Raw genomic sequence first — 22,502 nt, 5'->3', positions numbered from 1 at the left:
AATTCAGCCAAGAGATGTAAGGGATTTGAATGAAAGTTAAAAGAAGTGCAGCGCTTTCTTTTGTACTGGTATCACTTGCCGTGGCCTCATCAGGTATTGTGATGGCAGCAACAAAAGCCAGCGATATCGACGGGCTCACTGAAAAGTGGATTAGCATTGAGCGCCAGACGCAAAAGCTAGAAAACGAGTGGCGTGAATCAGAGCCTGCATTGCGTCAGCGTATTCAACTGCTTAAAGCTGAACGTACTCAGCTGCAGAGTATGATTGACGAAAGTAAGGCTGCAACCACCGACGTAGAAGCCCAGCGAGAAGCACTGCTTTCTGAGCAAAGTGAGCTTGAAGCACAACAGGGTGGGGTAGAGCGTGCATTGACTGGAGTAATAGGGCAAGTAGACAGCCTTTACTCGTCGCTTCCTGAAATTATTCGCCAGACGTGGGATAAAGAGCAAGCCGAATTAGCGGCTGACGCCGACACGTCAAATAAGCTTCAGGTTACCCTTGCAAAACTTTCATCCCTTGCGCAATTCAATAGCAAGCTTCTGGTTAACGAAACCGTAATGCGTGCTCCCGATGACAAAGATGTATTAGTTAAGCAGTTCTTTGTTGGCAGCAGCTATGCGTGGTTTACCAACGCCGATGGTCAATATCAGGGGGCCGGTCGCGTTAAAAATGGCGAGTGGCAGTGGCAATTCAGTGACAATGTAGATAGCGAATCGGTGGCCCTTGCCGTCGCTATTTTTGAGAAAAAGCATGAACCTGACTTTGTTTCTTTACCACTTACACTGGCTAAAGGAGAAGGCGAATGAAATGCTTATCTCACGTCCTCACAACATTTAATCCAATGTTGAGATCCTCTCTCATCGCAGCATGTGTTGCTTTGTGCGCAGCTGTGGTTTGTGTACCGGCAGTGGCAGCGCCTGAAGATAGCATGCTGGCCAATATTAAAGAGGCAAAAGCGCGTCTGGATCGCACCGAAAGCAAAATTAGTAAAGAGCGGGTAGCGCTGGCTAATGAATTGCGTGCGCTTGAACAGCAGGTAATGAAACTGCGCAATGAAACCACGGTAGCCCGCCGTAAAATGGACGAAAGAACCCTTAGTCTTTCACAGTTAGAAAATCGCCTATCGAGCTGGAGCGAGCAACAAGAGTTCCAACAAAATTTGTTGAGCCGTTTCCTGCTTCAAACTGGTGTAGACAGTCTGTCATTAAGCGAAATGAGCTTGTCTGACAAAGTCCAGAAAGTGGGTGAAAAAGCGAAAGAGTTTGCCAATCAACAAACCCCTAATTTCAGTGCAGGAAAGGTTGTACTGGCGAATGGCGAAGTGACCCAAGCAAAAGTGCTTACTCTTGGCCCGGTGACGTGGTATCTGGCGCAAGCACAAAACGTTGCGGGTACGGCAGAGCGTAAGCAAGACCTGTTTACCTCTACGTCCACTTTTTCAGATACGGATACCGAAAGCCTTGCAAGCTTGGCAAGCAGCGGCAATGGCAGCATTAAAATAGATCCTACCCTTGGCCGCGCAGCAACGCGCGAGCAAGCGTCAGAAGGGGTAATTGAACATGTTGTGAAAGGCGGAGTGTGGGTGATCCCTATCGTTTTGTTTGCCCTTCTCGCTACGCTTATCGCACTGTTTAAAGTTATTGAGCTATGGCGCTTACCGAAGGTTAAGCAAGTAGCATCAGGCAAAGCTCTGGTGAACATGGTGGGCAGTTCAGGTGTGGGCTTCTTTGATGGCATGCAGCGCGAGCTGTATGACATAACTAAGCGTGCAAGCACGCCAACTGAACGCGACGATGAGCTGTTTTCTGCACTCCAGCAAGACAAAATCAAGCTTGAAAAATACAACGGCACCATTGCTGTAACTGCTGCCGTTGCACCCTTGCTAGGTCTTCTAGGTACGGTAAGCGGCATGATTGAAACCTTTAGAATGATGACGGCATTTGGCTCAAGCGACCCCGAAGTTATTTCTGGCGGGATCGCTAAAGCCTTGGTTACGACAGAGTTAGGCTTAGTTGTGGCCATACCGGCATTAATTCTAAATGCCGTACTCTCTCGCAAAGCGCGACATTACTACGAAGAGCTCGAAAGTTTCGCGCTTGTACTTAGCAATGACGAGCCTGACGTTGCTGAGAAAAGCGACCAAAAGAGTGATGGTCAACAGCAAGCGAGCGCAAGCTAATGATTGAACAGCTAGCGGGGAATGCATTGTGTTGGTTAATGCTGCTGGTGGCATGGTTTGCTTACCAGCAAATCTTTGTGTTGTTTACTACACGCAAAGAGATAGCCCAAGTGCGTGATGGAGAGAAAGAGCTAACAAAGCGAGAAATGGTACCTGCCGTACTGGTTAGTGCTCTTCCCTTGATGGGCCTGCTAGGAACAATAGCAGGCCTACAAGTGAGTTTCACCGGAATGATGTCGTTAGGTGTCGATAGTCAAGTCGTCACTGGTGGCATTGCCGATGCACTTTTTACCACTCAGCTTGGCTTAACCTTGGCTATTCCTGGCTGGCTTTTGTTGATGTTTGTTAATGGTGCGGTAAAGCGTGCCGTAGCAAGGGAGGCGTAAACATGGCAAGTCGATTACAGCGACGCCTTGAAAACCAGCAAGCGCAAGGCATTGATATGTCTCCGCTACTAGACGTGGTTTTTATACTTTTAATTTTCTTTATCGTTTCAACAGTGTTTGTAAAAGAGACTGGGGTAGAGGTAGATAAACCACAGGCAATATCAGCACAAAAGCTCGATCAAATGGCCATTATGCTGGCAATTACCCGAACCGGTGAAGTGGTGTATGACAGTGCCAATATCGGTGTGAGCGGTGTGCGCTCTACTGTTGAGCAATTGTTGATGAAAGAACAACGCCCAGTAGTCATTCAGGTAGATAAAGCCGTTCGCTCTGAATTACTGGTAGAAGTCATAGATGAAGCCAAACTGGCGGGTGCCGACACGGTAAATATCGCCACTTTGAAGCCATAGCGAACGAGGCAAAATTCAATGAAATACAATCTTCAACCTTCTCTACTTAGCGGTGTGGTGCTCCTTAGTGCGCTCGGCGTTATGTGGCTAGGGCACTTTTTGTCTAATCTGCAGCCCGACACTATGGTTGTGCGCAAGTTAGACATTGCGGTAACGCCTCCACCACCGCCGCCCCCTAAAACGCAAAATGTAGTGGAAGAGACTGAACTTGTTATGCAGGTAGAGGGCAGTGGCGCAGCCATGACCATGGCGGATTTAAGTGTTGAGCCAGATATTCAAGTGCCAAAGCCCGACATGCCAAATGTCAAAGTGACCCAAACCCAATGGGATATGCCTGATATTGAATTGGACGCCTTTGGGCTAAGCGAACTGGATTCAAAGCCTACCTTGCTGACTCCGGTCAAAATACGTTTTCCCAAACGACTTAAAAAGCAAGGTATCAAGCGGGTGATTGTAAAGCTCGACGTCATTATTGACGAACACGGCAACGTAAAGCTGATGGATATTGTCGAGAACCCGCATCACGAGCTCAATAAAGAAATAATGCGTTTTGTTAAAGCCAGCAAATTTACATCGCCCTACAAAGAGGATGAAGCGGTGAAGGCGCGTTTTATTTGGCCCGTAGTTATAGAGGCCTAATAGAAGCCTATTAAAGGCCTGGTTTAGCGCAATAAAGCGAAATAGAAGCTAAAGAATTTAGAGGTTGATTGAGACAATGTTAAACAAGATTACAGCCGTAACTGTCCTCAGCTGTGTAGTGAGCGCGCTGGCTTTTGTTAAGCCAGTAAGTGCGAAAATAACGGTGGAATTGGAAGAACCCGATTGGCAGTTTGTCATGCGTCAGCATCATAGAGATGATCATCGTGAACGTATATCCCGTGAAGAAGGTGAGTTTATCGGGCGCATTCAGGCCGACTTGCAAGCAGGCAATTATTCAAACGTTGCCAGCGCATTTGCAACCCAGGATATTTCTCAATTTAGTCCACGCTTGCGTGAGCTTTACGGACAAGTGCTATTGAATGAGAAAAACTACTCACTTGCCGAAAAAGTGCTGTTGGACGTTATCGATGCTATGCCAAACCTTCCATCGGCGCACAGAAGTTCGAGCATGGCGTATTTAATGACAGATAAATTGGCCAAAGCACGCACTCATTTAACTAAAAGCGTAGAGCTAGGTATTCAAGATGCCCAACTTTTCGGGCAGCTAGCCTATACCAATGTTCAGCTTGGCAAACCTGTCACCGCTATTGGTGCTTATCAAAATGCGTTAATGCTCGAACCTGAAAACAAGCAATGGTATCAAGGCTTATTGTTCGCGCTTATTGAAAGTAATGCACTTGCACAGGCGGAAAGCTTGCTAAGCGAAATGTTGGTAGATGATGAAAGTAATCAGCAGCTTTGGCTCCAACGGGGACAAATAGCGTTAAAGCAGGGTGACATGGTAAAGGCGCTGAGCAGCTTAGAGACTGCCCTTTCTTTGGGTGACAGCTCGCTGTCGAACTTGATCTCAGTGGCTAAATTGCACGTATCTGACGGCAGTCCGCGGCGCGCAGCAGACATACTGGCTACCCATGCGAAGACTTTCATTACCGACAAAGATGGGGAAGGCTTTGACGCTTACTCCAAAATAGCGGCTTACTTAGCGGCTAATGAGCAGTGGTCTGATTTAGGTAAATTAACGCAAGCTGCCGACAACAATGTGAAAAAGCTCACGACCACTCAAGCAGCTACGCTTAATGTACTTAAAGCTCAGTTAGCTATGGGCAAAGGGCAAAGCAAAACGGCAATTTCCCTTTTAACCAAAGCCATTGCTGACGCCCCTGACAATGGTGAGGCGCTGTTGTCTCTTGCTTCACTTTATCGTCAACAGAACAACGTCGAACGTGCCAAAATGACCTATCTACGAGCTGAGTCACTCGCCGACGTTAAACAGCGCGCCATGCTCGGGCGTGCGCAAATTGCCATAGATCAGCGTCAGTACCAAGATGCACTTACGCTTTTACGACAAGTCTATAAATCGTACCCATCCCGTTCTGATTTACTTGGCAACATCCAGTCACTAGAAAACCTAGTGAAGAACACAATATGAAGAGCCAAACGGTAAACCGCGTCGCCATAAATCGTGAACGATTGGATGTCGCACTTAGAACGCTGATTGCTGTGGCACTGGGCTACGCTTTTTCAGCGTGGCTAAGCAGCGCCATTGCCAATTTTATAGGGGCTGACGGACGAGAGCACGAAGTGTTGGTAAGAATGCTGTTCTTTTGTGTTTACTGCACCTTCATCCTTTTTACGTTCATCTTTGATACGACGAAAAAGGCGTCCATCGTAATGACAGCGCTCTCTGCGTTAGCCTTATGTCTTTATTCAATCAGTACAGGGCTTTAACATGAAAGGGAATGTCAGAAAGTCTATGACGTGGCTTCATACTTGGAGCTCGATACTTGTTGGTTGGTTACTCTTTGCGATTTTTTTTACCGGTACGCTGTCGTTTTTTAGAACCGAAATAACCTATTGGATGCAGCCAGAACAACACGCCGTAGTACCCAGCGAAAAGGCGCTAGAGCACGGTCTACGTTATCTTGCGATCAATGCGCCCAATGCAAGTGAATGGCAACTCTCACTACCAGATGCGCGCTCGAATACACTCGACTTGTCGTGGCGCGACGCTAATGCAGGTAACGAGCGTCGTCGAGGTCCACGGGTCATGTTGAACCCGTCCACGGGTGAAGAGATAAAAGTAAGGGAAACGGCCGGTGGCAACTTCCTTTATCGTTTTCATTTCGAGTTATACGGCATAGACAGAACCGTTGGACGCTGGATAGTAGGCGTAGTCAGTATGATGATGTTTGTTGCTATTATCAGCGGCGTCATCATGCACAGAAAAATCTTTGCCGATTTCTTTATGTTCAGGCCAAAGAAGAAGCTGCTGAGCTGGATAGATGGGCACGCCATTAGTGCGGTACTAGCACTACCATTTCATATCATGATCACCTTTTCTGGTTTGATTCTATTAGGCGCCACGCTATTGCCTTTTAACAGCGAGGAGCGCGTGCGGCACCGTCCTCAAGGTACAGAAGTACGCCAGAATGCGCAGCAGCAAAATCTAGCTTCACCAGACATTAATGCCTTATTGGCCTTACCCATCTCTTCGATGATTGCTCACGCTGAGCGCACATGGCAGGTGCCGGTTGAAAGCCTATCTATTACTCACCCGGGTAAAGCTAACGCTCAGTTTACGCTAAGTGGGAACAACAGAACGCAGTTAAGTGCGGGGCGTGGAGGAAGTAGTGCGCTGGTATTTAACGCACAAGGCGAAGTCATTAACGAGCGCCCAGCCTCAGTAGCCGCTAACGCCAGCCAGGCGACGTATAACTATTTGGATATGCTACATCAAGCGCGCTTCGCCGATACCCTTACTCGCTGGTTACTATTTTTTGCCGGTATTCTGGGTACCATTATGGTGGGAACGGGCTCTGTTTTGTGGGTAGTGAAACGGGCAAAGCAGCAGCTTGGAGAGTTTGGTTTTGAATTGGTCAGAGGCAGTAATTTAGGCAGCATTGCAGGGTTAATGTGTGCGACCGGTGGCTACTTTTGGGTAAATAGACTACTTCCTGCTGATCTAACGTCTCGAAGCTTATGGGAAATTAAGGTTTTTTTCGCAATATGGCTGGTGTGTGTGGTTGCAGGGTTTATTTGGCGAGACAAAAAAGGGTGGGTAATTCAACTTGGCTTTGCAGCAGTGTTGTTTGCGCTTGTGCCTTTGCTTGACCACCTCACCTCAGCAACAGGCTTAGATTTCGCAATTGCAAATGGTGATAGCCTGAGAGTGGGTTTTGACCTTATGTGCATAACACTTGCGGCAGTACTCGGCTATGCTGCTTACCACGTCAAAAGAGCCAAAGCCGTGAAAGCAAAACGGGTGAAAAGCACACCGTCACCTAAGCGAAAAGACAGAGCTCCCCAAAATAAGCCGCAAGGTGACAACAGCGAGGCATTAATATGAGTATCATTCTGGATGTGATGTTCGCATTTGTGCTTACTTATTTGAGTTTCTTACTACTCTCGCTTGGCAACAAGAAGCATGCCGGTATCACTCGACTAACCAGTACACCTTCACCACTACTTTTAATTGTGCTTCATAGTTTGGCGTATTTGCTTATGGCAATAAGCCTCATGAACTGCATAGACGTGTGGAAGACCGAAATTGGCGTGGTGGTATGGATAGGGCTTTTACAGCTTGCAAGCGTGATGGTTTCAGCAACGTTTACCTATTTACCTACCCTTTACACCGTGGTGTGTAATTACCTATTGCTTGTCGCTTTTTGGGCGCCTCGTTTGCGCGAAAAGTGAAGCAATACTTAAAGGTTGTTGAGCAAAAAATACAATAATGAGAATAAATCTCATTTACATTGAAAAGGGTGGAAATATCTGTATTATCTAGCCCGTTGAATTAATCAATATCACCGAGTAGTACAGAGAGTTAGCAACGAAATTATGAGTTTTTCTTTAGGCGGCATCCGCCAATGGCACTGGATTAGTGGCGCAGTCTGTCTGGTCGGGATGATGTTATTTGCCCTAACGGGGATTACGCTAAATCACGCTGCAGACATTCCAGCGAACAGAACTGTAACGTCAGCTGAATCAAGCTTACCACCGTTGGTTGTCGAACAATTGGTTTCTCTGGACACCGGTGACATAGCCATTCCAAGCGAACTCGTCGCGTTTATGCAGTCGCAAGAGGGCATTTCACTACCTTCATCGGTGACGGGAGAGTGGGATGGTATTGAATTTTATGCCGCTTGGCCTGGACCCGGTGCTGACAGTTGGATAGCAGTAGATGCTGAACTTGGCACAGTGACTTATGAAAACGTTGATAGAGGATGGATATCTTATTTCAATGACCTGCATAAAGGGCGGAACACGGGAAATGCCTGGCGCTGGTTTATCGATATCTTCGCTGTTGCCTGCATTATTTTTAGCGTAACTGGGCTGCAACTATTAATGCGTCACTCGAAAACGCGCGCGTCTACTTGGCCCATTACTACGCTCGGTGTGCTCATCCCGTTTGTCATTATTTTACTGTTTGTGCACTAGCGCGACGCTAGTGGCACTTACCTACACAATTTTAAGGAGTGTTTACATGAAAATGCGAAAAGGCGCAGTGATCGCATCGACTTTATTAAGTATGACATTTGCCTCTGGCGCTATTCACGCTGCAAGCCAAGCCAAACTTGACGTGGCCTTACCGCAACTTGATGTGGCTGAATATCACAAACCTTATCTTGCCGTGTGGATTGAAGACAGTAAACGCAAGGCTACTCAAGTTGCCGTATGGTACGACGTTGAAATGCGTGAAGACAAAGGGAAAGAGTGGCTTAAAGACTTGCGCCAATGGTGGCGTCGTGGTGGACGAAGCCTTGATTTGCCTTATGACGGACTTACCAGTGCAACAAAAGGCCCAGGCGATTACAGCCTTGATTCGCAGTTAAATAAAGCGTTAGCAGAACTGCCAGAGGGCGATTACACGCTTCGCGTTGAGGCATCACGAGAAGTAGGCGGAAGAGAAGTACTATCTCTGCCATTTTCATTACCGCTATCTGCTGCGTCACTACCGGTAGAGGTGAAAGGAAATTCAGAACTTGGGCGTGTAGTACTGCGTCTGGAAGACTAATCTACTGAGGTGCTAATTCAACGCTCACTCAGTAGAGATCCAATAAGAGGACATTATGAAAAAACTATCAGTAAAAGCTTCAGCCATTGCGCTAGCAGCAACACTTGCCGTGTCATTTTCAGCCAGTGCGCATCGCGCGTGGTTACTTCCAAGCTCTACCGTACTATCAGGTGAAGAAGCTTACGTGACGTTTGATGCTGCTATTTCAAATACTATTTTTCACCCTGACCACTTCGCAATGAACGCCAGTAACTTAGTGGTTCAATCGCCAGAGGGTGAAGCCGTAGACGTAGAAAATATGGCACGCGGTAAGTACCGAACCACGTTCGATTTGAAATTAAACAAAGAAGGTACATACAAACTGACGTCTGCCAGCAATGGTATTCGCGCATTTTGGCGAGATGAAGAAGGCAAGCGCAAGATGTGGCCCGGCCGTGGTGAAGAATATAAGCCGGAAGAGTTCGCAACAGCCGTGCCTAAAAAAGCAAAAGATCTTCGCGTAATGCAAAGCTCTCGCCGCGTAGAAACGTTCGTTACTCTTGGTGCGCCATCGGATAAGGTGTTCACGCCTGATAACGTGGGTTTGGAGCTAGTGCCAGTGACTCACCCTAATGATTTATTCGCCACCGAAACGGCAACGTTCAAGTTACTTATTGACGGTGAGCCTGCGGTTGGCGCCGAGGTGGAAGTTGTGCGCGGTGGTATGCGCTACAGAAATGATCAAGAAACGATTAAAGTCACGTCTGACAAAAATGGTCAGATTGAAATTACATGGCCGCAAGCCGGTATGTACTTTGTAGAAATTGGCTATGAAGACGATAAAGCGCAAAAGCCTGCAACGTCTCGTAACGGTAGCTACTCAGGCACATTTGAAGTACTTCCGCTGTAATAACCGTACGTTATTGCGCAGCTAGGGGCTGTAAACGTTCTTTGAATACTCACAGAGCAACAGCCTCTTAAGTTTCTAGCTATTTCAATACAACGGCATAAAAGTTAAGCACATGACAGAAACACACCGTCTACTCATAGCAATAGTAAGCATTGGCCTGTATATGCTGTGGGTAGCGGTGTTATTTTTTAAACATCGAAAGCAATACAACTATGCAGTATCAGGCGAGGAGACCCTTGTCGTATACGCAAGCCAAACCGGTACGGCTGAAAAAATTGCCCGCGCAAAGGCTGCGGCGCTATCACAGCAAGAGCAAACGTCGGTCATGTCCATGGCATCTTTGAAACTCAACACGTTAAGTAGTGTGTCGAAAGTCATTTTTGTTGTGAGTACCTACGGTGAAGGCGAGCCCCCTGATGCGGGTAGAACCTTTAGTAAAGCGCTAAAAAAAGCGTCGTCGAATCAATCTGATTACCTTTCCCATCTGTCTTTTGAAGTGGTGGGATTAGGCGATAAGCAGTACGCCGCGTTTTGCCAATTCGCAGTCACGTTGTTTGATAATATCAGTGCACTAGGCGGACGTGCACTTTCTCCGCTAACGACATTAGATTCGGGGAAAGGTGAGCATTTGTCTTTGCTTGGTTCGTTGCCACAGGATGAACAGCACCCCACCCATGCTTTCACACTGAAAAAGCGGGTTCAATTAAATGAAATAAGTCTAGCTTCTGGCGAGACTTCAAACGAACCCTCTGACCACTCTGAGAGCAAACCTTCAAACCCAGCGTCGCCAGGCCTGTTCGGCTTGTCTTTGAACGTTGACCATTCTAATCATACACAAGAATTACATGAACAATGGGAAGCGGGAGACGTGTTGGAAGTCCTTATTCCTCAGCAAGGGCTGTCACCGATTGTAAGCCGAAGCTACACCATTGCGTCGGTACCACAAGAACACGACGTAAAGCTTGTAGTTCGACAGCTGGTTAAAGACAACGGCCAACTTGGGCTAGGTTCTGGATTACTTACCCGTTCTTTACCTGTATCTCAGCCAGTACAGGCCTACATTCGAAAAAATACCAGCGCAATTATTACTAATACTCAGTGCCCATTGTTATTAATTGCTGCGGGTAGCGGCATTGCGGGGGTACGAGCTCAGCTTGCAAAACGCGCATTGCTTGAGAACGCTGGGCCAGTTTGGATATTTTTTGGCGAACGTCACCCCATGCAAGATGATGTGCTTGATAAAACGCTATCGCCTTTCCAGAATAGTGACTGTATTTTCAAAAAGTCAGTGATTTTCTCCCGACAGAAAGGTGGTGGTTATGTTCAACAGCGTCTTGTTGAGCAGCGAGACGAGGTCAAATCCTTCTTAGGCGACACCGGACAAGTATATGTATGTGGGCATTTTGAGGGAATGGGCCAAGGCGTTGACATGGCTTTGCAGTCCATACTTGAAGCGCAAGCCTACAATGCGTTAGCTGACGAAGGACGTTATCACCGCGACCTTTACTAATGTGGAGAACAGCAGGCAACTAATGTCTGTTTTACGCTTTCCTGTTTCACCGCTGAATCATCCCTAATAAACCTCAAAAGCCTTACAGCTAAATCCCGAACTTTAAGTTAGACTTTAGTCTAATGCGTCAGGCCTTTGCCTTGTCGCATGTTTAAATATGCGCAACAGTACGTTGGGCATACCTTAAATAGGTGTTTTCTTATTCAGGTATGACCTTTCGCCACCGATAATTGGTGTAATGTTTGAACTGAAAATAAGAAAATCAACAGGCTAAGGGCTGCTGACCTTTGTTGTGCGTTTAAACCAAAATTCGTACACCAAAGAACAATAGGCCCCAGGGCCTGTCGATAAAACAAATTAGGACGACAGTATGCAGTCTATTGCCATTGTTATACTGGGCATCATCGGAATGTTGCTCGGTTGGTTCGTATATTCGAAGTTTATTGCGAGCCGTATATTTAAGTTGGATGATAGTTTTGTAACACCAGCCCATACAATGAAAGATGGGGTGGACTATGTTCCCACCAATAAAGTTGTATTGTGGGGGCACCATTTCACCTCCGTGGCGGGGGCAGCACCCATTGTAGGTCCAGCGATTGCTGTCTACTGGGGATGGGTTCCTGCGGTACTTTGGGTTGTGTTCGGTACGATATTGTTTGCCGGTGTGCACGATATGGGCGCTCTATGGGCCAGCGCACGCCACAAAGGCAAATCAATGGGCGCGCTGTCTGAGACCGTCATCGGAAAACGCTCTCGTTCACTATTTATGATAGTGATCTTCCTAGTACTCTTAATGGTTAATGCGGTATTTGGCGTGGTTATCGCGAACTCTTTTGTCTCCCAACCCAATGCGGTATTCCCAGCTTGGATGGCAATCGCAGTTGCATTAGTCATAGGTCAATTGCTTAAACGTAATTTCAGCCTCATACCCTTGTGTATTGTGGGGATTATTGTGCTTTACGCATCGGTCTATGCGGGCAGTTATATCCCACTAAGTTTACCGGAAACCATGTTTGGTTTAGCAGATAAAGCAAACTGGATCATTATCTTATTTATTTACGCCGCTATTGCATCGCTGTTACCAGTTTGGATGCTGTTACAGCCTCGTGATTTCATTAACGGTATGCAGTTACTTGTTGGCTTGTTCCTGCTTTATGGTGCAGTGTTCTTTGCTATGCCGGATATCACGGCGCCAGCGTTTAACGCTCAAACCGCTGTCGATTCTCCAAGTCTTATCCCGCTGTTGTTCGTTACTATTGCGTGTGGCGCTGTTTCTGGTTTCCACGGTATTGTGTCTTCAGGTACCAGCTCTAAGCAGCTAGACAAAGAGACCGATGCACGCTTTGTTGGTTACCTAGGCGCGGTCGGTGAAGGTTCACTGGCACTTATTACCATTGTCGCTGTGAGCGGCGTTGCGTTTGCAGCTTCTCCAGAAGAATGGCACGAAGTATACAGCCATTTGGGTGCGGGTAGCGTGGGTGCATTTATCACTGGTGGTGCGAACCTAATTCAGCAGGGTTGGGGGTTGCCGGTAGATTTCTCGTCAACGATCCTTGCGGTAATGGTTGTTCTATTTGCTGGCACCACCATGGATTCGGGCGTGCGTCTGCAGCGCTACATAATCCAAGAATGGGGCGATATCTATTCAATTGGTGCACTTAAGAACGGCGTGGTTGCAACGCTCGTAGCTGTTGGATGTTGTTTATTGCTGGCCTTCGGTGCAGGTGGTGCGTCAGGCAGTGGCGGTATGATTATTTGGCCGTTATTCGGTTCTACTAACCAGATACTAGCCAGTTTAACCCTGTTAGTAATCTCGGTTATGCTGATTAAATTAGGTCGACCAGCGAAATATACGCTGATTCCAATGGTGTTTGTACTGATTATGGCCTTCTTTGCTGGGCTTATTAAACTTAAAGAATACTACGTTGAAGGTAACTATCTATTGGTGTTCTTAGACGCAGTAGTACTTATTGTGTCTGTGCTTGTTATGCTTGAAGCTTTTTCTGTGGTGTCAAAACTCAAAAAGGAATCGAAGCTTAAAAAAGAGCAAGCCAACGGATAAGTCACTAGCGACAAAAACTTTCATGGTTGACCTCGTGGTTTAAAATCACACTTTCGAGACAGTCAACATTCGGCCAGTGCATTTGTGCTGGCCATTTTTCTTTCCTCTAAAAGCAAAACGCACTCGCATAAATCAGGTTAATCAGTTTTGCTGATTTTCTGTCATACAGCATATCTGTTATTATACTTACCGTTCTAAAACACCGTTATTTTTGTTGTCAAAAGCCACGTTCTTCAACGTGACCATTCAATAAAATAACCTGTGAGGCTTTGTGTCAGATATCATTTTACTTGGACAAAATTTCCTAGCACTTTTCGTTGAATCCGCGCCATGGTTACTTCTCGGTTTGCTGGTGGCGGGTATCATGCACGAATTGGTACCCGTTTCGTTTTTAGAAAAGCACATGGGCAGCCCATCGTTTGGCTCAATTACAAAGGCCGCGGTTATTGGTGCGCCTTTACCTCTGTGCTCTTGCGGCGTTATCCCAGCGGCACTTGGGCTTAGGCGTAGCGGTGCATCTAAATCTTCCACTATCTCGTTTTTAGTGTCTACGCCCGAGACTGGCGTAGACAGTGTTTCTGTGTCCTACGCATTGCTTGGACCGTTGTATGCCATTGTTAGACCCATCGCGGCCATTACAAGCGCTATTTATGCTGGATTGATGGTGCGTTTTTTCGCAGAAGCAGAAGAGGCTCAACAACGACAATCTGAGGCGACGCAGTCATCGTGCTGTGGTTCAAAGCAAGCACCTAAACCAGAGCCGCAAATACAGGCCAGCACGTCCTGTTGTGCAAGCGAAAAAACACATGCTCATAACCACGAAAGCACAGACAAGCCCACACACGAGTCTTCGCCTTCGAAAATCACAAGCGTGCTTTCATATGCCAGTGGCAAGTTACTTGAAGACATTGTGATATGGTTATTAATTGGATTAGCACTTGCGGCGGCAATTAAAACGTGGGTACCCACCGACTTTTTAACGCAATGGGGTGATGGCGTGGTCGCCATGCTAGTTATGGCGCTAATCGGCATTCCTATGTATATATGTGCTACAGCATCAACGCCACTCGCGGTTGGGTTTCTTGCGGCGGGGCTATCGCCCGGTGCTGTTTTAGTGTTTTTAATGGCGGGGCCTGCCACTAACGTATCAACGATGGGAATGATCAAACAAGAAATGGGCACGCGAACGTTAGTGCTTTACCTTTTCAGTGTTATCTCTGCGAGTATTGGTTTTGGTTACGCACTGAACTACCTAGTATCTTCGTTTTCGTTAGCCTCTATGATCAAAACGCAAAGCCATGTTCATGAGCACGGTGCAGACGTTCAGGTGATTTATGGGCTATGCGCGATTTTATTGGCGGGGTTAATGTTAAGGCTGGGTCTGAAAAAGCTGCAGCAACACCGTCATAACCAAGAGCAACATTCGGCGTGCTGCGGCTAACAGTAGCCCAGCGGATGCCTTTCATAATAAAGCGCTCAAATGATATTCATAGAGCGCTTGTATATCCCGCTCTATTATCCATAATAGTCGTTCAACTTATTAAAATTAAAACGCGTTTAAACCTACAAGGACGCTTGGAATAACTACATGCTTTTACTTATTGTGTACGTCTTCATTGCACTGGGCTTTTCTTTTTTGTGCTCCATTGCAGAGGCTGTGATTCTGAGTGTTTCGTCCGCTTATATCTCTGTGTTAGAGAAAGAGGGCAAAGCCAGTGGTGCGCTACTACGTAAGCAAACCGATAATATAAATACGCCTTTATCAGCAATATTAACGCTGAACACTATTGCTCATACTATGGGGGCTGCCGGGGCAGGTGCGCAAGCGGCAGCAGTATTTGGTGACGCCTATCTAGGCGTTATTTCAGCAGTCCTTACACTCCTTATTCTTATTTTTTCTGAGATTATCCCTAAAACACTTGGTGCAACCTATTGGCGAACACTAGCGCCAGTAACCGCATATTTCCTTAAATACCTTTCAATTGTACTTATGCCGTTCGTTAAAATGTCTGAGCTAATGACGAAAGGCTTTAAAGAAGACAGTCCACTTCGCGGGTTAAGCCGCAGTGAGCTACACGCCATGGCAGAGTTGTCGGGGCAAGAAGGTCAGCTAGCGAATCACGAAGCGGCGTTTCTGCAAAGCTTGTTAAGTTTGCACGAGCTGAAAGTGAAAGATGCGATTACCCACCGCACGGCGCTATTTAAAGTGTCGGAGTCGATGACGGTAGAAGGCTTTTTCCACAAACACGCCAATATAGAATTTTCTCGTATCCCTGTGTTTGAAGACAGCGACTCAGAAAACATTACCGGCTTTGTTATGCGTTCTGATTTATTGGTGGCACAAGCCAGAGGTAACACTGATAAGCCGCTTTCTGAATACGCAAAAGATATGGTTACCGTGTTAAACACTATGCCGCTGTCAGTCACCTTCGAGCACTTCATCAATAAGCACGTGCATATGTTACTAGTGGTTGACGAGTACGGCGGTTTAGAAGGGGTGCTTACGCTAGAAGACCTGCTCGAACGCTTGTTAGGTGTCGATATCGTAGATGAAAAAGACACCACGGTGAGCATGCGTAGGCTTGCCAAGATGATGATGAAACGCAAAGAACAAATGATGATCAAAAACGTACCCGATGCGTCGCTTGAGAGTTCGTCTAAAAAGTAGAATTAGCGCTAATTCGCTCGTAATGTTTAGCCATTATTAAGGATGATGAATATGAAACAGGATTTATGGAAAAAAGCAGTAAGAACAGAATATTCAGCCCAGGAAGGCATTGTTAAGCGAATCCAACCGTCGCTCGTTTTAGCGGCTTTGCTCGCTACAGGTTTCACGGCAAGTGCAGCTGCACAGGAACTGAGTATCCCATGTGATGATCTTGAAGAAAAAGCGCTCGCTGAATCGAAAGCTGATGAAGTAGAGCGCATAAGCGCATTTACACCAGCGACGCCTTTGAAACGTGTCGATCCTAAATACCCATCTCAAGCCATTAGAAAAGGCCGAGAAGGTTGGGTTAGGCTAAGCTACGTTATCGACGAAGAAGGCAGAGTGAAAGACCCTGTTGTAGAAGACTTCTTTGGAAGCCCTTCTTTCAAACGCAGTGCACTGTCAGCGGTTAAAAAATGGCAGTATAACCCCGCGATCAAAGATGGCGAACCTACCCAGCAGTGTCATCAAGCAGTCCAAATGGATTTCGCTATAAGCGGAAAAAGCGGTGCCACACGCAAATTTATTAAAGCTTATAAAGACGCAGACGAGCGCTTTAATGCGGGTGATGTTGACGCGGCTGATGAAGCACTTAAAGAGCTTCTAGCTTGGGATACGCTAAACCGCTATGAAAATACGTGGTTGCTAAACTTGGAGTCTCATATAGCGAGCAAACAAGGCGACGTAGAGAGGGAAGCGCAAAGCCTAACGCGATTACTTGCCAGCAACGGTAGTAAGCGCTTCAATAACATGGTGTTTGATGAAGATTATGTGGCATACGCCCTTCAAAGAAAAATCATACTCGATGCTCAGCGCGGATATTATGCAGAAGCATTAAAATCCTACACCACACTTCAAGACATGGAAGCGCAAGAAACGCGTATTGGCGAGATCGCGCCGCTAATTAGTCAGATTGAAGAATCTATTGCATCTGAGCAAAACTTAACCGTGCCCGTAACGATAGGAAGTGATGGGAATTGGTTCCACACTCTTGTGCGAAGTAAGTTTGCTTTTGGCAACATCCAAGGCGAACTTGATACCGTTGAAGTCCGTTGTGATACTCATCGAGAAAAATTCACGGTTGCCGAAGCGCATGTTTGGCAAATTCCAAGTTCTTGGGGACAGTGTCAGGTGATGGTGAAAGGTGACAGCGAAACAAAATTTGATTTAATTGAAGTGGCGAAAGGGTAGGACTGAACAACAGTCGCGTCGCTACAGAGTTACAGTGAATGCCAGTTGAAATAGTTGCTCTCTATAGTCCTCGTCGGATTGGAAAAAACGCAAATTCTCCTGATGCCCTGAATTTAATTGCCATTCTGTGCTAACGGATAAATAAGCGGTAATGTCGTACCTTACGCTAACGGTAAAGGCGTTACCTCTGCTTCCATTCGGGTCATACATAACATCATCTTTATCTACCACCTGATACCAGTCCCCACGCATGGCTAAAGTTAAATCTTCCCAGCCTAATTGCTTTAGGTTGTATGCCGCACCGATATACGCACTGGAAAAATCGTTGTCTACGATATGCTCCCCCATCAAAGTGTCACCTAGTAGCACTTGAGAAAACACCGTTAACTCAGGTCGTGGTAAATATCGCAGTGTTAATGAATGAAAGCGCGTATGCCAGGCATAAATGCGGTCTGGGTCAACAATGTTCGGGTCTGCATTATTGTCGTAATAGTAATAACGCAACTCGGCCTTTCTAGCATAGGCTAAGTGAGCTCCTACGTAGTACCCAAACCGATTGTCAATTTCCCTGAAGGGTTCAGTCCATGCCGGTGCGTTTAACTTATCTTCATCGACGACGCCGGGAATGGGGAGGAAGTTTACGCGATCATTATAAACGGACTGCCTGTCGTGAAGGGCAAACCCTCGCCAAGAAAGCAGAGTGCCGGTGGAATCGTTACCTTTGAATACGCTGCCTAATACTTTCCATGACCAGTGGCTTCTTATTTGCCTGCCATTTTGTCGTAGACTTACTTCGATGCCGCCCGTTCTTAGTTCTTCACCCACCCAACTATTAATTGCTGAGTTACTCAGAAAATGAGGCGATAACCAACCCGCGTCGGTATTTTCCGCTGAGAGAGCGGGAAAAAATGCCCCTATTTTTACTTCAGGCTTTATGCTGGATGCGACTAACGGGCGATATTTTAAATAAAGCTCGGAAAATCCAACCTTTTGTTCCCCATCGCTATAACCATTGATGACGCCAACTGCCGACCAACTATCCGCTAACATAAAGTCAGCTATTACTACAGCATGAGAGAGCTGTATACCGTTACTTTCATAACGCTGATGACCGGCCCCCATTTGCTGAAAGCTCCGCGAATCATCTTTTGCCACAAAGCTTGTTCTTACTAGGGCCTTGGTTTCTCCGTGAACCTGAAGTGTTAAACTCGTGCAAAGCAAACAGACGGTTAAGGCAAAGACATTACGCATTAATAATCGCCAAATCCTTCGTCGAAGTCATCGTCACTGAAAACTGCATCAAGAACAAATTTGTATTCTTGTGAGTTGGTGATATGCAATGTTGCGCTGTTAAATAGTTTCACATCAGGTTGCTGCGGGTGCCAGGTCATAACACTGTACTCGCCTACCGGAAGTGAAACATTCATTACGCCTTCTTCATCGGTTTTTGCGAAAAATGGACTGTCGGTTACCACAATATAGCCCAGCATCCAGTCGTGAATATTGCAGCCAATATCTACAATACCAGCTTGCTCAAAGCGAAGCGGTTCAGCGGTAAACTCTTTATAGAGTTTTAGCTCAAACTGTTTTGTAGGCGAAAAAGAATACACGTGATGAAAAAGATTATCTGCGTTTGGAAACGAAATATCTGTGCCTGATTGAACAACAAGCACGTGAGGCGCAAATTGTTTATCGATTTGATTCATTATGGCGGGCTCTTCTTCACGCTGTGGCGTTGATGCAAGCGTAAAGTTAGGCGTTAGGGTTAACACCATATCTTTCACAGGCTCCCCATTGGCGTCGCTAACGTATATCGAAATGGTTGGCGTTGCTGATAAGGATGTCTCAGCGGCATGTGCCCATGAAAGGGGAGCGCCGGCTAGTAAGAGAGCGCTCGATGTGAATGTACCTGTGATAAAACTAGTTATGTTGAACGTGCTCGCCCTTCGATGAGAAGTAAAGAAAATAGAAAGCGCAAATGACATGGATTTAATCAATAACGTGTTGTTTTTATGCATTGTAATTCATTCTTTATAATGGCTTTAGCCTTTGACAGAAAGGCAAAGCGCTATGCGTCCTTTGTTGACACGAAAGCATATGACTACGTATAGCCTATTTAATACCAATCCATATAGATAATAACCTATGTGGACTGGTATAAGGTATGTGCTCGGCTTTCGCTATCTATGTAGTAAAGTTTATTAGACTTTAACTATAGACCGAGTTGGACGTTTTTTTCATTCATTTACATCAAAGGAAAGCGCGCGCTGACGACTACACCTGTACTATCCTTCCGATTGAATAAAGATAACTGACCTTTGTGGAAGGTCATTATGATGTTGGCAATGTAAAGTCCTAGTCCCAAGTGCGGTGAAGAGGCATTTTGCACATCGTTTTCTTTTCTCACCGACACCATAGACTGAAGCAACTGAGACCTCATTCCTTCAGGAAGAAGCGGCCCGGTATTACTAATGGTTAACTCAGCTTGCTTGTCCTTAACCGTAATACTGACTTGGATTTCACTTTCTTTTTCACTGAAATCTACGGCGTTAGCGATAACTTTATCGAACATTTGAGCCGTAAGTTCAGGGGAACCAAGTATGCGCGCAGTATCAGCATTGTGGGTAAAACTAAAGCGTCGATGGCTATAGGCATGTTCATAACCAGCAATACACCCAGATATCACCTTAACTAAGTCGAATGGTTCTAAATCTTCTTGTTGAATGGCCTGCTCTAATCGGGTGGCTTCACTCATACTGTTTAATATTGTACTTAGGCGGTTCACCCCTGATTGCGCCCTCTCAACAAAAACGGCTTGTTGGTCGGCGTCATTCACCTGAGTCAGCATATCCAGCGACGATTTTACCACGGCAATGGGCGTTCTAAGTTCGTGAGACAAGCGAGATGCCATGTTTTCTAAATAGGAGTTGTACTGCTGTAACCGCGAAAGCACATCCGCAAATGAACGGGATAAATCACCAATTTCATCACGCTGATTTGATACTGGCAGGGTGGCAATGATTTTGCCATTATCATCTATCACCGCTTCGGTGTTATCGCGAAGGGAGCGAATGCGGTTTGAAATTCGCGTAGCGAACAGCAGTAGCCCTAATGTACCTATGGTCATCACTGCTAAAATCACGTGAAAGAGCTGTTCCAACGCCCGGTTCCGCAACGTACGAATACCGTTAGTGGTTTGCTCTACAATAACCGCACCCATTACGTTGCCTTCAATAAAAATAGGGTAGGCAGCGGAAAGTACTATGGCTTTGTTATCGGGTGACAAACGCCATAGTGAATCGGGTTGGCCATTCAGCGCCGTGCCTAAATCCTGCCCTACCAATGCATAAGCATCGTCTAGCTCGTCAATAAAGTCGGCAGGTGGCCGCGTAAGAATCTGATAATAAAGTGGAAGTAACCACTCACTCTCAAGCCAGTGCCAAATTGTATTTGAAGAGGTTTCTTTTTCATCTACTTCAATGCCTGTGGCCGATTGAATGTCACCAGCGCGGGCGAGTACCCGCTTGTGCTTATCTACAACCCAAACCCGTGAATCGGCATATTTTAAACCTGCCAGAATGCGCTCAATTTCAGGGGAAGGAGTGATAACAGTACCTAATTCAGCGAGCTCTTTTGTATTCGCCGTACCTAACGCGTACTGCTTCAATCGACTTGCCCTGTCGTCCACATCGACAATTGAAAATGCTAAGCCGCCTGTGGTCATTGATAGCGGAAAGCGCAGTTCAATGTTGTAGCCCGTGGCAGTCTCTTGCCATCGGCCTTGAATAGAGAGCGCGTTCTCTACCGCCCGAGTTGTCGTTGTGTTTTCTGCCAGCTTGTACGCATTTACCCAGCCACTTTCATAAGGGGCGACAACATACCTTGCTAATTCTCCCTGTGGAGTTTCCATGCCCACAAGTAAGTGGTCGCCAGTCTCCACGCTTAAACTATTGGGTTGCCGCCACAGCAGTACGTCATCACTGACTTCAAACATGGCATACAGAAATTGACCGTAGCGCCCCACCATATGCTTGAACGATAAGCTGGTAGGTTCTCCCGCGTAGCCATTGTAGTACTCAATAACTTCGCCACTGCCATACTCACTCATTAACTCGCTGACTTGCTGCCAGTCGTTAAGTTCGCCATCCAGTCGAATGGGGGACGGGATAGGTGGCGCGTAAAGATCTGTTCCAGGGCGCACGTCTTGAAGATACGCCGATTGGCTATCAAATAAAGCGGGACGCTCGTGAAGGGCAGTGGCAACAGCTCGTGCCGTGCCAATCATGGTTTGTTCTTGACCGTTTCGCAGATACTGCTCAAGCTCCCACACATAGTTATAACCTAAGTAGGGTATGGTGAATAAGAACAGCGACAGCACCATAAGCTGAAGGCGTATTGAAAAGCGAAATCCCATGTTTTTAGTCGGTTGCCCTTATCTTTTAATCAGACGAAACGCAGTTTTAGTCGAAAGCCCGCTACAGCTGCCAGCGATATCCCATGCCGTATACGGTGTCGATATGATCGAAGTTTGGGTCAAGCTGCACAAATTTTTTACGCATACGTTTGATATGCGAAGTAATAGTGGTGTCATCTACCACCATTCTGGACTCATCCATGAGCTGTTGGCGGCTTTTCACATGGCCAGGGCGCTTAATAAGCGCATGCAGCATCCAAAACTCTGTTACCGTTAACAAAACGGGCTGGTTCTGCCAGCTTACCGTCATTCTCGACACGTCTACTTTTAAGTCGCCCACTTTTAGCTCATCTTTTTGTTCTGTGGGGGCAGCAAGTAAGTCTGTACGCCTGAACAAGGCTGCAATGCGTGCTAGCAGATGAGCCATGCTAATATCTTTAGTCAGGTAGTCGTCCGCGCCCATTCTAAGGCCGCTGATAGTATCTACGTCGTTATCTCGTGCAGTAAAAAAGATGATAGGTAGGGTTTGTGATAGGCCTCGCAGTTGCTGACACAGCATAAAGCCCCCCTCAATTTCATCTTTCAAACCAATATCGATAATGGCTAAGTCGGGTAAGGTGTGGTTAAACGCTTCAGCAGCAGAAGGCCTGTCCTCATAGGCATTCACGCTATAGCCCTGCGCTTTAAGCGCCATAATGTAATTTTCGCGAATGGCCGCGTCATCTTCCACTAATGCAATTGTCTTTGGCATACATTAACCCGCAAATATAATTCTGATAGAGCGCACACTATACCTATGAATGACAGCTATTGCCTAAGTTCGGCATAAAATCCTCAAGCCTGCCTCATTTACGCCATATTTGAGGGGCTTATCGTGAACTTTATCTTTGGCGGCAGCCCCACACAACGTCCCGAAGCGTGGATTAACAAAACGCTTGGCGTGCAGTTTCACGTGCTAAATCTATAGGAAAGCTAAATCACCACCACATTTCCACAATTACGCGCTTTTTTTGCCATGAATAACGGGTTTAATAGTATTTGTCCGTCGAGTTTAGCGCACTGCTTTTTTTTAAGTGCCAA

Annotated in this window: 21 protein-coding genes; 17 read left to right on the top strand and 4 right to left on the bottom strand. The window is 46.4% G+C overall.

The window, feature by feature from the left end:
* Positions 1–29: 29 nt before the first annotated feature.
* The 17 genes from ACFI6J_RS05275 (at position 30) to ACFI6J_RS05195 (ending at position 17,008) form a co-directional block, all read left to right on the top strand.
* Positions 30–806 carry a DUF3450 family protein gene (locus tag ACFI6J_RS05275; protein WP_039234921.1) on the top strand — a complete coding sequence of 259 codons (777 nt, stop codon included), beginning with the start codon at positions 30–32 and terminating at the stop codon, positions 804–806.
* Positions 803–2,179, top strand: a complete 1,377-nt coding sequence (locus tag ACFI6J_RS05270) for a MotA/TolQ/ExbB proton channel family protein (protein ID WP_462557796.1) — start codon at positions 803–805, stop codon at positions 2,177–2,179. The genes ACFI6J_RS05275 and ACFI6J_RS05270 overlap by 4 nt, the downstream gene beginning before the upstream one ends.
* Positions 2,179–2,565 (top strand): MotA/TolQ/ExbB proton channel family protein, encoded by a 387-nt coding sequence (locus ACFI6J_RS05265; protein WP_014951025.1) that lies wholly within the window; start codon positions 2,179–2,181, stop codon positions 2,563–2,565. The genes ACFI6J_RS05270 and ACFI6J_RS05265 overlap by 1 nt, the downstream gene beginning before the upstream one ends.
* A 2-nt stretch (positions 2,566–2,567) precedes the next feature.
* Positions 2,568–2,975 carry an ExbD/TolR family protein gene (locus ACFI6J_RS05260; protein WP_014951024.1) on the top strand — a complete coding sequence of 136 codons (408 nt, stop codon included), beginning with the start codon at positions 2,568–2,570 and terminating at the stop codon, positions 2,973–2,975.
* Between the two features lie 18 nt (positions 2,976–2,993).
* Positions 2,994–3,614, top strand: coding sequence for an energy transducer TonB (locus ACFI6J_RS05255; RefSeq protein WP_462557799.1), 621 nt, complete (start codon positions 2,994–2,996; stop codon positions 3,612–3,614).
* A gap of 76 nt (positions 3,615–3,690) precedes the next feature.
* A complete protein-coding gene (locus ACFI6J_RS05250; RefSeq protein ID WP_462585765.1) occupies positions 3,691–5,064 on the top strand; it encodes a tetratricopeptide repeat protein in 1,374 nt (457 codons plus the stop codon).
* The gene (locus ACFI6J_RS05245) at positions 5,061–5,363 is read left to right on the top strand and encodes a hypothetical protein (RefSeq protein ID WP_014951021.1); all 303 of its coding nucleotides are present in this window, start codon (positions 5,061–5,063) and stop codon (positions 5,361–5,363) included. Before ACFI6J_RS05250 ends, ACFI6J_RS05245 begins: the two co-directional genes overlap by 4 nt.
* A gap of 1 nt (position 5,364) precedes the next feature.
* Positions 5,365–6,981 (top strand): PepSY-associated TM helix domain-containing protein, encoded by a 1,617-nt coding sequence (locus ACFI6J_RS05240; RefSeq protein WP_232375965.1) that lies wholly within the window; start codon positions 5,365–5,367, stop codon positions 6,979–6,981.
* Positions 6,978–7,328, top strand: a complete 351-nt coding sequence (locus tag ACFI6J_RS05235) for a DUF3325 domain-containing protein (RefSeq protein ID WP_061486699.1) — start codon at positions 6,978–6,980, stop codon at positions 7,326–7,328. Before ACFI6J_RS05240 ends, ACFI6J_RS05235 begins: the two co-directional genes overlap by 4 nt.
* 144 nt (positions 7,329–7,472) lie before the next feature.
* Positions 7,473–8,072: a PepSY-associated TM helix domain-containing protein gene (locus ACFI6J_RS05230; RefSeq protein WP_039227019.1), complete on the top strand. Its 600-nt coding sequence runs from the start codon at positions 7,473–7,475 to the stop codon at positions 8,070–8,072.
* A 46-nt stretch (positions 8,073–8,118) separates the two neighbouring features.
* Entirely contained in the window at positions 8,119–8,649 is a 531-nt protein-coding gene (locus ACFI6J_RS05225) for a DUF2271 domain-containing protein (protein WP_014977604.1), read from the top strand.
* Between the two features lie 55 nt (positions 8,650–8,704).
* The gene (locus ACFI6J_RS05220) at positions 8,705–9,538 is read left to right on the top strand and encodes a DUF4198 domain-containing protein (protein WP_061486698.1); all 834 of its coding nucleotides are present in this window, start codon (positions 8,705–8,707) and stop codon (positions 9,536–9,538) included.
* 112 nt (positions 9,539–9,650) lie between these two features.
* Complete coding sequence (locus ACFI6J_RS05215; protein ID WP_061486697.1) at positions 9,651–11,048, top strand: flavodoxin domain-containing protein; 1,398 nt, start codon at positions 9,651–9,653, stop codon at positions 11,046–11,048.
* A 370-nt stretch (positions 11,049–11,418) separates the two neighbouring features.
* Complete coding sequence (locus tag ACFI6J_RS05210) at positions 11,419–13,110, top strand: carbon starvation CstA family protein (RefSeq protein ID WP_014951015.1); 1,692 nt, start codon at positions 11,419–11,421, stop codon at positions 13,108–13,110.
* Positions 13,111–13,381: 271 nt separating this feature from the next.
* The gene (locus ACFI6J_RS05205; RefSeq protein ID WP_321824903.1) at positions 13,382–14,551 is read left to right on the top strand and encodes an SO_0444 family Cu/Zn efflux transporter; all 1,170 of its coding nucleotides are present in this window, start codon (positions 13,382–13,384) and stop codon (positions 14,549–14,551) included.
* Positions 14,552–14,698: 147 nt separating this feature from the next.
* A complete protein-coding gene (locus ACFI6J_RS05200; protein ID WP_014951013.1) occupies positions 14,699–15,778 on the top strand; it encodes a CNNM domain-containing protein in 1,080 nt (359 codons plus the stop codon).
* A gap of 51 nt (positions 15,779–15,829) precedes the next feature.
* On the top strand, positions 15,830–17,008 hold the full coding sequence (locus ACFI6J_RS05195) for an energy transducer TonB (RefSeq protein WP_462585760.1): 1,179 nt from the start codon (positions 15,830–15,832) through the stop codon (positions 17,006–17,008).
* A 21-nt stretch (positions 17,009–17,029) separates the two neighbouring features.
* Here ACFI6J_RS05195 and ACFI6J_RS05190 read toward each other — a convergent pair whose 3' ends face one another.
* The 4 genes from ACFI6J_RS05190 to pdsR all read right to left on the bottom strand — a co-directional run bounded on the left by ACFI6J_RS05190 (position 17,030) and on the right by pdsR (position 22,173).
* Positions 17,030–18,163, bottom strand: a complete 1,134-nt coding sequence (locus ACFI6J_RS05190; protein WP_278344058.1) for a hypothetical protein — start codon at positions 18,161–18,163, stop codon at positions 17,030–17,032.
* Between the two features lie 95 nt (positions 18,164–18,258).
* Positions 18,259–19,026: a methylamine utilization protein gene (locus ACFI6J_RS05185; protein WP_278344059.1), complete on the bottom strand. Its 768-nt coding sequence runs from the start codon at positions 19,024–19,026 to the stop codon at positions 18,259–18,261.
* A gap of 227 nt (positions 19,027–19,253) precedes the next feature.
* Positions 19,254–21,422 (bottom strand): proteobacterial dedicated sortase system histidine kinase, encoded by a 2,169-nt coding sequence (gene pdsS / locus ACFI6J_RS05180; RefSeq protein WP_278344685.1) that lies wholly within the window; start codon positions 21,420–21,422, stop codon positions 19,254–19,256.
* 61 nt (positions 21,423–21,483) lie between these two features.
* Complete coding sequence (gene pdsR / locus ACFI6J_RS05175) at positions 21,484–22,173, bottom strand: proteobacterial dedicated sortase system response regulator (protein ID WP_014951008.1); 690 nt, start codon at positions 22,171–22,173, stop codon at positions 21,484–21,486.
* Positions 22,174–22,502 lie beyond the last annotated feature (329 nt).

This window comes from Alteromonas sp. G4i13 (genome assembly GCF_054960505.1).
Note: the sequence above shows the minus strand (reverse complement) of the source record. Positions and strands in the feature narration are given on the sequence as shown.